Source organism: Parvularcula bermudensis HTCC2503 (genome assembly GCF_000152825.2).
Taxonomy (GTDB): domain Bacteria; phylum Pseudomonadota; class Alphaproteobacteria; order Caulobacterales; family Parvularculaceae; genus Parvularcula; species Parvularcula bermudensis.
This window is the reverse complement of the sequence record NC_014414.1, coordinates 2,504,216-2,516,485: the sequence shown is the minus strand read 5'-3', so window position 1 is coordinate 2,516,485 and position 12,270 is coordinate 2,504,216. Positions and strand designations below refer to the sequence as shown.

Annotated in this window: 13 protein-coding genes; all 13 read right to left on the bottom strand. The window is 58.5% G+C overall.

Annotation, left to right across the window (positions count from 1 at the left end):
• Window positions 1-4: 4 nt before the first annotated feature.
• The 13 genes from PB2503_RS11775 to PB2503_RS11715 all read right to left on the bottom strand — a co-directional run bounded on the left by PB2503_RS11775 (window position 5) and on the right by PB2503_RS11715 (window position 12,066).
• Window positions 5-424, bottom strand: a complete 420-nt coding sequence (locus tag PB2503_RS11775; RefSeq protein WP_013301486.1) for a hypothetical protein — start codon at window positions 422-424, stop codon at window positions 5-7.
• Window positions 425-477: 53 nt separating this feature from the next.
• Window positions 478-753, bottom strand: coding sequence for a metal-sensitive transcriptional regulator (locus PB2503_RS11770; RefSeq protein WP_034798806.1), 276 nt, complete (start codon window positions 751-753; stop codon window positions 478-480).
• A 106-nt stretch (window positions 754-859) separates the two neighbouring features.
• The gene (locus PB2503_RS11765) at window positions 860-2,215 is read right to left on the bottom strand and encodes an MBL fold metallo-hydrolase (protein WP_013301484.1); all 1,356 of its coding nucleotides are present in this window, start codon (window positions 2,213-2,215) and stop codon (window positions 860-862) included.
• Window positions 2,216-2,269: 54 nt separating this feature from the next.
• A complete protein-coding gene (locus PB2503_RS11760) occupies window positions 2,270-2,839 on the bottom strand; it encodes a DUF305 domain-containing protein (protein WP_013301483.1) in 570 nt (189 codons plus the stop codon).
• Window positions 2,840-2,902: 63 nt separating this feature from the next.
• Complete coding sequence (locus tag PB2503_RS11755; RefSeq protein ID WP_013301482.1) at window positions 2,903-3,352, bottom strand: ion channel; 450 nt, start codon at window positions 3,350-3,352, stop codon at window positions 2,903-2,905.
• Window positions 3,349-4,692, bottom strand: coding sequence for an APC family permease (locus PB2503_RS11750; RefSeq protein WP_013301481.1), 1,344 nt, complete (start codon window positions 4,690-4,692; stop codon window positions 3,349-3,351). The genes PB2503_RS11755 and PB2503_RS11750 overlap by 4 nt, the downstream gene beginning before the upstream one ends.
• The gene (locus PB2503_RS11745; RefSeq protein ID WP_049782009.1) at window positions 4,689-5,189 is read right to left on the bottom strand and encodes a DUF411 domain-containing protein; all 501 of its coding nucleotides are present in this window, start codon (window positions 5,187-5,189) and stop codon (window positions 4,689-4,691) included. Before PB2503_RS11745 ends, PB2503_RS11750 begins: the two co-directional genes overlap by 4 nt.
• Before the next feature lie 17 nt (window positions 5,190-5,206).
• Window positions 5,207-7,432 (bottom strand): copper-transporting P-type ATPase, encoded by a 2,226-nt coding sequence (locus PB2503_RS11740; RefSeq protein WP_013301479.1) that lies wholly within the window; start codon window positions 7,430-7,432, stop codon window positions 5,207-5,209.
• A gap of 53 nt (window positions 7,433-7,485) precedes the next feature.
• The gene (locus PB2503_RS11735) at window positions 7,486-7,740 is read right to left on the bottom strand and encodes a hypothetical protein (RefSeq protein ID WP_013301478.1); all 255 of its coding nucleotides are present in this window, start codon (window positions 7,738-7,740) and stop codon (window positions 7,486-7,488) included.
• Window positions 7,741-7,875: 135 nt separating this feature from the next.
• Complete coding sequence (locus PB2503_RS11730; RefSeq protein WP_013301477.1) at window positions 7,876-8,970, bottom strand: DUF2231 domain-containing protein; 1,095 nt, start codon at window positions 8,968-8,970, stop codon at window positions 7,876-7,878.
• Window positions 8,971-8,979: 9 nt separating this feature from the next.
• On the bottom strand, window positions 8,980-9,783 hold the full coding sequence (locus tag PB2503_RS11725) for a copper resistance protein B (protein ID WP_034813580.1): 804 nt from the start codon (window positions 9,781-9,783) through the stop codon (window positions 8,980-8,982).
• The gene (locus PB2503_RS11720) at window positions 9,780-11,621 is read right to left on the bottom strand and encodes a copper resistance system multicopper oxidase (protein ID WP_034827486.1); all 1,842 of its coding nucleotides are present in this window, start codon (window positions 11,619-11,621) and stop codon (window positions 9,780-9,782) included. The genes PB2503_RS11725 and PB2503_RS11720 overlap by 4 nt, the downstream gene beginning before the upstream one ends.
• Before the next feature lie 58 nt (window positions 11,622-11,679).
• Window positions 11,680-12,066, bottom strand: coding sequence for a hypothetical protein (locus PB2503_RS11715; protein ID WP_013301474.1), 387 nt, complete (start codon window positions 12,064-12,066; stop codon window positions 11,680-11,682).
• Between the last annotated feature and the right edge of the window lie 204 nt (window positions 12,067-12,270).

The following is a 12,270-nucleotide window of genomic DNA, read 5'->3' as shown; positions in this document are numbered from 1 at the left end:
GCTCTCAATTCAGGAAGCGCTGCTTTAGCGATATTGGCGTGTGCTGGACGATATCCAGCGGAGGTGGAGGCCCGGTCTTTAGCGTTTCGCGCTCTGGCAGGAATGCCTTTGGTGGGTTAGCGAGAACCGCAGCAAATTCTGCGTCTACATTCGCAACAGGTGCAACTGGATTGGCGTCACTGTGCGCCTGGATAAGCATGGGTGCACAGTCGTATCCCGCGGGACAATCAGACGATGATGCCTGATCTGTATGCCCGGTGTCGGCCATGGCTTCCATCGCCATGTCATGACAGGGGTGATTGCTGCTCATTTCAGTCGGCGCGGTTTCGGAGGTCCCGACCATCAATGGACACGCCATGACCGGATGAGCCGCCATGAAGGCAGCGGCAAACAGTGTCAGGAGGCGGGTCACAAACTGCATCATTGTTCAAATACGTGAAAAGATTAAAACTTTCATTTCAACAAACTGTGAGGCCGCTACTTCTTGCGGCCACCAAGCACAGCAACAAGTTCCTCGACCTTTTCACGCCGGTCATCGACATTGCTTCCGGTCAGGGCATGATCCACACACGTTGCGATATGGTCATCCAGGATAACGGCCTCGAGGCCGACAAGCGCGGCCTTCACAGCCTGCACCTGACGAATGACATCAATACAATACCGATCGTCGGACACCATCTTCGTGATGCCGCGCACTTGTCCCTCGATGCGGGCAAGCCTCCGGGTCGCGGCCTCTTTGGTTTCAGTCTTCATGGCAAATACCCCATACAGGGTATCCATATGGGGACCTCGTGAAGCAATTTCCAGTCTCTTTATGCGTCAGAAACGAAAGGTTCTGCCCAAGATGGACTGACAGTCATCACTCAATGGCATTTCCCGCCGCGCTCCACGCCTTCATCGAGCCGATATAGACATCGACGTTCGAGAACCCCTTCCGCATGAGCTGCGAGGCGGCAATCGTGGCACGTGCACCGCTCCCGCACATGGTCGTGACCGGTTTGTCCGGGTCGAGGTCACTGGCCGCGTCAGGCAGCTTGCCGACATAAGCGTGCTTGCTGTCCTTGATATGGCCGCTCTCATATTCGTCGATGGCCCGGACATCGAGCAGGGTCCAGCCAGCCGGCGGGTTGTCTACGCGCGCGGCGACGGTTTCGGTATCGACGAAGTCGAGTGTGTCGAGCGGGCCGTTCTGGACCGCCACGGGCATGGCGCCGCTGACAAATCCGCTCACATTGTCGAAGCCGATCCGCTGAAGAGTGGTGGCCGCATCGACCGCCTGGTCGTCATCGCGCGCCACCAGCAGCACCGGTTTGTCGCCTGGCAGCAACCAGCCCGCGAAGGCGGCAAGCATGTCATCCGGGATGCAGAGCGAGCCCGTGCGGTGTCCGCCGGCAAAGTCGAAAATGCCGCGAACATCGAGGCAGACCGCATCGCCCGGATCGAGCAACCTGGCCGGGGAGGCGGGCCGGGGCGCCGGCGGCGCGGCTTCGGTGCCTTCCATATTGCCCTCTTCCATGCGCCGGAAATAGGGCGGTATGTAATGGTTCTCGGCCACCTTGGCGTCGATGAAAGCTTCCCGGTCGCCGATCTGCAGGCGTGGATTGTTGAGCTTCTCGTGACCGATGGAGGAGAACTCCCGGTCGGCCATGCCGGAGCCGCAGACCGAACCGGCGCCATGCGCGGGATAGACGAGGCACTGGTCGCCGAGCCCCAACAGTTTCTCCAGGCTGTCATAGAGCAGGCCGGCGACTTCGCGTTTGCGGTCGGGATAGAAGTCCGTGCGCCCGACATCGCCAATGAACAGGGCATCGCCCGTGAACACGCCAACCGGGCCTTCCTCAAAGCTCTTGTCATAAAGCACGTAGGACAGGCTGTCCTCGGTGTGCCCGGGCGTTTCAAGCACCTTCAGGAGCGCGCCGCCAATCTCGAACGTGTCGCCTTCCCGCGTCTCGGCTGCATACTGGATCGGCTTTTCAGGGTTCGGCCCGTGCCAGACCTTTGCGCCAGTCTCTTCCTTCAGGACAGGGGCGCCTGAGAGCAGGTCCTCGTTCCGGTGGGTTTCGAAGACGTGCTTGATGACAGAGCCTTCCTCACGGGCGAGGTCCAGATAGATGTCGATGTCACGCCGCGGATCGATGACCGCAGCTTCGCCATCGGCGCTCAGGAAATAGGAAAGGTGGGCAAGGCCCTGTGTCTTGATCTTTTCAAGTCTCATTCTGTTTCGCTCCTTTTCGGGATCGAACGGGTCTGACTGGACGTGGAAGGCGCGTTAGTCCTCCGCGATGGCTGCCCCGGCAGCGTCGTCTGGATTGAGCGTGCCTTCAAAGGGGGGAACGGGGCGGCTCGCCGCCTCCCTTTCCGTCGATGCCGGGCCATTCTCCGCGATGTCGGAAATCAGCCATTCCATTTCCTTGATCTCGCGGCGCTGCGCCGTGATGATCTCGTCGGCAAGCTCGCGCACACGGACATCCTCGATGCCGGCGCGTTCACTTGTCATGATGGCAATGGAGTGGTGGGGGATCATCGCTTTCATGTAGGACCGGTCGTCGACGGTGCTCTGGCTGCGCACCAGCCAGAGGGCCAGGACGAACACGACCGCAGCGCCAACGAAAATGCCGAAATTGATCCGGCTGTCCTTGTACATGTTGAGCATGAAGCTCAGCATCACGACGGCCATCGCGGCGCCCATGATGAAGGCCATGTAGAAGCGTGTCTCGCTCCAGCGAACATGCTCCCACGCATAGGTGTTGAGGTACATCAGCCCAAACATCACGATCATCGATGTGATGATCATTGCGCCAAACCGCCAATAACTGTTCTTCATATCCACTTTCAACATCCTCCTTATACAGTGGTGGGGTATTTCCACGACTAACGGAGAAGTGTGTGAACAGGTTCCGAGTTAATCCGATGCTTGAATTCCGCCTGAAGTTGGACCATCCATTTGGTTTCGCATCAGGAGGAAAATGAAGGATGCCGAGCACGAAATCAGCAGGAAACCATTGAGTGATTCCAGTCCCGCCAGGAACCGCGAATGTCCGGTTGGATAGATATCGCCCAGCCCAAGCGATGTGTAGTTGACGAGGGAGAAATAGAATATGTCCATGAACCCGTCCGCTTGCCCGCCCTTGAAACCACCCAAGTCAAAGGCATCCAGTAGCGTAAAGCTGGTTGCATAGAGCGCTGCCTCAGCGAGGTGCGCCAGGCCTGCACCTACGATACCCGAAACAACGATCGGGAGACCTGAACGCGCTTCATGGTTCAGGCGTCGGTGCAGATGCGCCAGTGCGAGATAATGCACCGTGCTTGCCAGCACAAAAGTGAGCAGTCCGATCAAGGTTGCAATGATCATGAATGGGCTTTGTGCTGGTCGTTTCCGGACTCCTCTCCGGGAGGATTGTCGCGGAGACGTTTCAGAAAGAAATGCTCGAATGAAAAGACTACAACCATGCCGAAAGCCGCGATCAGGATGATGACTGGATCGGCTTGCCACTTCAGGAGGAGGAAGGCGATCAGGACGACGGCATCGAGCGCTATCGCACAGATAAGGATTGCAGGTGCGGCGCCGACATCCTTTCTCAAATGCCGGAAGACGCCCCAATGGATGATGATATCCATGACCAGATAGAAGATTGCGCCAAGCGAAGCGATGCGACTGAGATCGAAGAAAGCCGCGAGCAATCCGGCAGCCACAACCGTATAGACGAGCGTATGACGCTGTACCGTTCCTGGCATGCCGAAATGTCTATGCGGAATCAGGTTCATGTCGGTCAGCATGGCGAGCATTCGGGAGACGGCAAACAAGCTGGCAAGCAGGCCTGAAGCTGTCGCGATGATCGCAATCGTTACGGTGAACCACAATCCATAGTTTCCAAGTGCTGGCCGGGCCGCTTCGGCGAGGGCATAGTCCTTCGCCGCAACAATCTCCGAGACAGTGAGGGTTGATCCGACAGCGAAACAGACAAGGAGATAGATGAAAGTGCAGATCGCAAGTGAGATCATGATGGCCCGCCCGACATTGCGGGTCGGTTGCTTCACCTCGTCGCCACTGTTCGTGATGGTGGTGAATCCCTTATAGGCCAGGATGGCGAGCGCGACGCCGGCCAGGAACCCACCGGCAGATGCGCTGTCAGCGAAACCGTCTGCTGCTGGCTGGAAGCTGAATCCGGCAGCCCAGATCGCAATAAGCGCGAAAATCAGTATGCCACCAATCTTGAGAATAGCCGTGACCTTCGATACGCCGCCGATCACCTGATTACCGGCAATATTTATTACGAAAGCCAGGATAATCAGTCCGATTGCCAGCAAGGGGACGAATATGCCGCCCTCGACGCCAAACAGCTGCAGCGTGTACGTACCGAACGTGCGGGCGACCAGGCTTTCATTGATGATCATCGAGAACGCCATCAGCAGGGCGGCGCTTCCGGTCACGGTAGACGGGCCGTAAGCGCGTTGGAGTATCATCGCGATGCCGCCGGCGCTAGGATACTTGTTGGAGACCTTGATATAGGAATAGGCGCTGAAGCCGCTGATGATGGCTGCCGTGAGGAAGGCGAGCGGAAACAGGTCGCCTGCAAATTCAGCGACCTGACCGGTCAGGGCAAAGATGCCGGCACCGATCATCACGCCCGTCCCCATGGCGACGGTGCCCGCCAGCGTCAGTGACCCTTGCTTGTAGTCATCCTCACTCATGGTCTTGCCGGTTCGGAGACCAATTGCGTTCCCCGATAGGAGGCATATGTCCTGGCATCCTCTCCGGAGAAGATGATGACATCATACCGATCTGGCGCGTTCGGTGTTTCCATGCCGGGAGAGCCTTGCGGCATGCCGGGGACCGAGAGGCCGTTGACGTCAGGCTTTTCTTCGAGCAAGCGTCGTATTTCCCGAGCGGGAACGTGACCTTCAACGATATATCCGGCGACTTCTGCGGTATGGCAACTCATCAGTTCATCCCGAACACCAAGCCGTGACCGAATGGGTGTCAGGTCCTCTTCCTCTTTCACGATGACCTCGAAACCCTCGTCATGCAGGTGGTCCACCCAAGCCGCGCAGCAACCGCACCATGGCGTCTTGTGTACAGTGACCGTTTGCGCGTTGGCTGCGGGTGACGCGGAGAAGAGCATCACGCCCGCTATCAGGGCTGCAATCATCAGCGCACCGAGCGCGCTCATAGCAAGTGGTCTGGACATGTCTGTGCTCCGGAAAATTAGAGTTTAAGGGTTCTCAGCCGCAAGGCGTTACCGATAACAGATACGGAGCTGAAACTCATGGCGGCCGCCGCGATCATCGGGCTCAGTAACAAGCCGAAGAAGGGATACAGAATGCCAGCGGCAACCGGCACGCCAAGCGTATTGTAGAAGAACGCGAAGAACAGGTTCTGGCGGATGTTGCGCATCGTGGCGTGGCTGAGCTCCCGGGCCTTTGCAACCCCGATCAGATCGCCTTTCACAAGCGTCACACCGGCACTCTCCATGGCCACATCGGTTCCGGTTCCCATCGCGATTCCGACATCCGCCTGCGCGAGCGCGGGCGCATCATTTATGCCGTCACCGCACATGGCCACGCGGGCACCGTTCTTCTGGAGTTCGGACACGATCCGATGCTTGTCTTCAGGCGAGACGTCGGCGTGAACCTCATCGATGCCGACCTTGTCGGCGACCGCGCGTGCTGTCGTCTCATTGTCACCTGTCAACATCACAATCTTCAACCCTTCGGCATGAAGACGTCTGATGGCTTCCGGTGTCGTCTCCTTGATCGGGTCCGCCACAGAGACAATGCCTGCCGGTTTTCCGTCGACGGCGGCGAACATAACCGTCTGGCCTTCGGTGCGGTACTGGTCAGCGCGTGTCCCGAGGTCGTCAGACCAGCCCCCGATCCGCTGCATCATCTTTCTGTTGCCGATGGCGACGGTTTGGCCGTCGACGCTTGCCTGCGCACCTTCGCCAGTGACGGATTCAAATCCGTGCGCATCCTTGTGAGGCGCGCCCTTGCCTTTTGCGCCACGCACGATCGCGTCGGCAAGTGGGTGCTCGCTCAAACGTTCCACCGCGGCTACGAGACTAAGCAACGAGGCTTCGTCGAAGCCTTCGCCTGGCTGGACGCGTACCAGTTCGGGGCGTCCGAGCGTCAACGTCCCGGTCTTGTCGACCACGATCGTATCGACCTTCTCAAGCGTCTCCAACGCTTCAGCATTCTTGATCAGGATGCCGTTGGACGCGCCCTTGCCCGTGCCGACCATGATCGACATCGGGGTTGCCAGACCTAGCGCACAGGGACATGCGATGATCAGGACGGCAACGGCATTCACGATCGCAAAAGCCATCGCCGGGTCGGGTCCGAACACGGCCCACACGACAAAGGTCAGGATTGCAATTCCAATAACAGCCGGAACGAACCAGGCAGCGACGAGATCAGCGAGCCGCTGGATTGGAGCTCGGGACCGCTGAGCGGCGGCAACCATTCGGACAATCTGGGACAAGAGCGTGTCTTCGCCCACATGTGTCGCCTTCATGACCAGCGAACCGGTTCCGTTGACCGTACCTCCGGTCACACGTGCGCCAATAGTTTTTTCGACGGGCAGGGGCTCGCCGGTGACCATGGACTCGTCAACCGACCCATGGCCGTCGACGACCTCGCCATCGACCGGGATCTTCTCACCTGGCCGGACCCGCAGCTTGTCGCCAGACTTTACATCCGCGAGATCGACATCCTGTTCGCTGCCATCGTCAGCAATCCTGCGCGCAGTAGCAGGGGCAAGCTCCAGCAGTGCACGAATGGCTCCTGAGGTGGCGTTGCGCGCGCGCAGTTCGAGCACCTGGCCAAGTAAAACCAGCGTAACGATGACGGCGGCCGCCTCGTAGTAGACTGCTACCGCGCCGCCATGCCCACGGAATGAATCGGGAAATATGCCGGGCGCGAATGTTGCGACCAGGGAATAAATATAGGCCACGCCGACGCCCATCGCGATCAGGGTGAACATGTTGAGGTTGCGTCGCTTCACGGATTGCCAGCCGCGCACGAAGAAGGGCCAGCCGGCCCAAACGACAACGGGAGTCGCGATCAGGGCCTGAAGCCAGACACTCCAGGTCGGATCAATCCAGTGCCTGAGCGGGCTGCCGGGAATCATTTCGCCCATGACAAAGGCGAGCAGTGGCGCCGAGAAGACAAGGGCGACCCAGAAGCGCCGCGTCATGTCATCCAGTTCGCTGGTATCCTGCTCGGCCGTCACCGTTTCCGGTTCGAGCGCCATGCCGCAGATCGGGCAGCCTGTATTGGCAGTTTCGCGTACCTGCGGATGCATGGGACAGGTCCAGACGGTGCCGGCATAGCCGATCGGAACCTTGTCATAGGCATCATCGGGCTTCTCTGGAGCGGCCTGATCGTTGTGATGGCACGCATGTCCGGAATGGGCGTGAGAAGTGTCGTTGGTCATGGCTCTGACTCTTTCAGCAGGAGTGCTTCACAGGATGAGGGTATGCATCACTTTTATGCGCTGCTGTTTCGGTTGAAGAAGTTGAACAAGGGAACGAACAGAAGGGCGATGTACCAGCCATAGAGATAGCTCTCGACAAGGCCGATCAGAAAACCGGTCAGCGTTCCAAACTCAAATCCGGGCAGTAGATCCTGCCATGCTGGATGCATGTGAAGGCTGGACGGCGTCACACTCCCCCAGCCGACGCACAGCAAATAACTGACGAGCAGGAACAGAGACAGCGAGTGTCCGACGGCGATAATTTTCATTCTGACCTCCAGCGGTCCAGGCAAGAGCAAGTAGGATAGTCATAGTATAATACCCCTAGGGGGTATATTCAATATCATCGCCGCTTGCTGGTTGCATTTCAACTTGGCCGGCAAGCGGCAGGTTGGATTTCCTCCTTATCGCGGCGCACGGGAGGACGAGTGCGTGTGAATGACCTGCCAGGTGCCGGCGACCTTGCGGAACAGCACCGTTTGTTTCCCGATACGCTCCAGGCGTTCGCCACTGGAGCTGAACGTTCCACTGATCGCTGTGTCCGCGACAGCCCATGCAAAGTCACTTCCCTCGAATTGCACGTCTATATTCGAGAAGTCGAGTTCGAGATCCGGAATGGTATCTTTTTCGGGCTCGACATGATTTTCGACAAGGTCGAGCAGGCCAGTATTCTCGCCGCCTGACTCAAAGTACCGGGCGCCTGACCAGTCGAGAAAGTTCTGTCGGAACAGTTCGCCATCGCCGGTCTCCCAACCGGTTTCGATCGCGGCCATGATATCCAGGATCGCCTGTTCATCAGTCGAGACCGGTTTGGTGTCGTGATGGCCGTCGGAGTTGTCGTGTCCGGCGGGGACCGTGCCTGACATTTCTCGATCAGCTGCACCGTCGGTATGGTCGTGATCATGTCCATCGCCGCTCGCCGATGATCCATCCATCGTGTCGGATGGAGGCGCTCCGTGAGCGTCTTGATGATCGTCTGTTGAATTTACGGTGCCTTGGTCGCCATGACCGGCTCCGCCGCCATGATCATGATCGTGGCCTGGCCCGCTGGCTTCAGGAAGGGTCTGCACGCCAAGTCCGTACTTGTAGACAATTGTGCCTCCCCACCACGCTGTAACCGTCAAAAGACCTGCCACCGCCAGGGCACTGATCGCAAATACCGGGCCGGGCGACGAGGCCCTTCTCAGCCAGCGCCAACCGGCGAGGGCCAGTAATGCGAGGCCCGTGGGAACAGCCCAGTTGCGATGGGTTGTCATCGCTTCATGGGACGGCGCATCGTGAGCAACGCTGTAATAGGCCTGAAACCCGGCCGCGATGGTGGCCAGAACCGCCAAGGCAGCCAATGCCAGCATCCAGTCGGCGGCCGGTCGAAGGCTGTCGCGCCAGCGGCCTGCAGGTACGAGGAGGCCAGCCACATATGCCAAGGCTGCAGATGTGCCGAGGGCATAGGTAAAATGCACCAGCACGGGGTGAATATTGGGTTCTATGAAACCGCCCATTTTGTTCTCCTAATACCAGGTCCGCAGGCCCACGAGAAAGACGATATCGTCGCCTTCACCGCCTGCGGCTTTGATCATGTCGCGTGTCTCACCGAAGGCGCTTTGCCATTCGACGCCGACATAAGGCGCAAACTCCCTCCTGATTTCATAACGAAGCCGCAAGCCGGCATCGAGTGTGCTAAGTCCCGCGCCCGTTTCCCTTTCCGGTATGTCCTGCGCGGAAAGATTTGCTTCGATCCGAGGCTGCAAGATCAACCGCTGGGTCAGGAGCAACTCATATTCAGCCTCGATGCGGGCCGTTACATCGCCTTTTTCACTGAGAAAGGCGGAAGCGTCGACTTCGAACCAGTAGGGCGCCAGACCATTCAGTGCGACGACCCCATGCGCGAGACTATCCGGTTCGATGTCGTAGCGAACGCCCGCCTGAACATTCCAGAAAGGCGCAACCGCGCGGGAATAGAGCGCCTGGATCTCGGCATCATCCACGCCCTCTCCATTCAGAGAGGCGCGGCCCTCGCTCTTGAACCAGAGCTTGTTGATATCGCCCCCATACCAAGCCTGTCCGTTCCAGTACAAACTGTCGCCCTCGTCAGACATCTGAGCCTCGAGCTGGTTGAAGAGGATGTAGAAGCTCTTCTGGTCTCCGCCTTCCGCAAGAACGTCCCGGCGAGCGTCCGCCATTGCATCCTCGCCGTAGATGGCGTCGGCCTGATCCCAGGGCGGGGTTTGATTTGTGTCTTCCGCGAACGCGCTGCCGGTCGCGTAGAGCGCGAAGCCGAGGAGGAGAGGGGCTGCCAAATTCGGTTTCATCATGATTTTCCCTCCCCATGGTTCATGCCGTGATGGTCCATGGGCATATTCATCTGACCTGCCGGCATTTTTTCAGCTGGTGTCGTATCGTCTGCTGGCGGAATGACGCTGACGACCTGCATCATGCCAGCGTGCATGTGGTAAAGCAGATGGCAGTGGAACGCCCAGTCACCGACATGTTCTGCGGTGATGTCGACGCTGACCCTGTCTGCAGGCTTGACCGTTACTGTGTGCTTGCGCGGCATGTGATGACCACCGCCATTCACGAGATCGAAAAACATGCCGTGCAAATGGATCGGGTGTGGCATCATTGTATCGTTTACGAGCGTCAGGCGAACACGTTCACCCTCGTAGAACTTGATTGACTCGGTTACCTCGGAGAATTTTACACCGTCGAACGACCACATGTAGCGTTCCATGTTCGACGTCAGATGAATGACAATTTCGCGGCCAGGCGGGCGATGGTCCTCATTCATGTCGAGCGCGCGAAGCTGGTTGTAGGTGAGCGTGCGGTGGGGGACATCATCAAGCCCGAGACCGGGTTCGCCCAAGCGGCTCATCGTCATGCCTGATACTTTTGCGACACCGGGGCCGCGCTCTATATCTGCTTCAATCTTGACGGGCTGGACCGCCGGACCATGAGGATCGGGCATCATCGACATGGCACCCATGTCGTGGCCTTTCATGTCGTCCCCGGCCGTCGCGGTGTCCGGACCATGATCCATTCTCCCCATGCCTGACATGCCCGCCATGTCTCCATGGGCCATTCCCATGTCCCGCATGGTCAGCATCGGCACAGCTCGAAGCGCAGGCGCATCGACCCGCATACCGGCACGCGGGCCGAGCGTGGCGACGGCCTGGCCGGAGCGGTCGATCGATTCGGCAACAAAGGCGTAGGCGCGCGCTTCGGTCGGCGCGATGATGACATCATACGTCTCGGCCACGCCCATCTGGAACTCGTCGGTCTCAACCGGCTGGACATTCAGACCGTCGGCCTGGACCACCGTCATCGGCAAGCCCGGGAGGCGGACATTGAAGAGGGTCATGGCGGAGGCGTTGATAATGCGCAGGCGAACCCGCTCGCCCGGCTGGAAGACCATATTGAAATTATCGGCCGTCGAATGGCCATTGATCAGGTAGGTGTAGGTTTCGCCGGTCACGTCTGCGAGATCGCGCGGGCTCATTCGCATCTGCCCCCACATGCCGCCAAGTCCGGTTGGGTTCGACAGGGTCGGGCGGTTGAAATTCAGGCTCTCGGCATTCTTCTTGAGCTTGTCGAAGATCCGGTGCGGATGCGTGAAACTCCAGTCGCTGAGGACGAGCACATATTCCCGGTCATAAGCCACTGGGTCTGTACCTGCCGGATCTATGACGATCGGACCGTAATGGCCGAGTTGTTCCTGCAGACCAGAATGGGAGTGATACCAGTAAGTGCCATTTTGCGGCACCTTGAACTGATATTTGAACGTTTCGCCCGGTTTGATGCCCGGGAAGCTGACGCCCGGCACGCCGTCCATATGGAAGGGGACAAGCAGTCCGTGCCAATGGATCGAAGTGTCTTCGGCAAGCCGGTTGGTGACGTTCATTGTAACGTCATCGCCCTCGCGCAACCGCAAGAGCGGACCGGGAAGTGTGCCATTGATTCCGGTTGCCATACCGACTTTGCCGTTGAGCCTGACCGGGAACTGCCCGATTTCGAGGTCGAAGCGCGTGCCCGAAAGTGAGGGCACACCAAGGTTTCCGTTGCTGGAAGATTTTGCCCAAGCGGGCAGGAGGCTGCTTGCCCCCAAGGTTGCGCCGGTGCCGAGCACCGTCTGCAACATACGTCGTCTGTTCAACATAATCGTCTCCATGAGGTGAATTTATGCAATCGGGCTGCTAATGCAGCGACGCACGAAATCAGCTCAGGGAACGCACCTTCAATGTGACTGGCGTTTGTTGCAGCAGGTAACTTCGGACCTCAGGCCAGGGCGTGCGGACATTGACGACGCGCTTCCATGCGTGTTGCCATGAGGGTGTAGCAAGCCCGATGGGCGTCGTATCGCCTAATACGTGCTGGACCGGGTTCGCCGTCTTGTCGGCTTGGGCGACCGTTGCTGTCTGAAGCTTGCAGTGATCAGTCTCATCATTGCAGGGCGCCTCAGGCCCATCGGCGGGCGCCTGGTGAGAATGAGCGGTGAACTCGGTTGCCATGCTATTCGTCGCCGACATATCGACGGGACACGCGCAGAGCACCTGCGACAGGCTGAAAAATACCGTCACGAGAGTTGCGACAACAAAGTTCATGACTACCACTTATACCCCATAGGGGTTTAAATCAAGAAAGAACCTCTGAGCACTCAAGGTTTGTCGTAACGGAGCAGGATCAACCCAGACCCGCGGGTCAGTCCCGAGCGAAAAGTTGCATGGCTACGCTCCAGCGCGAATTTGAACGGCCAGCAAATCATGTTAGCGATGTGAATGTCGTTGATAGGCAGCGTCGAACTTTGA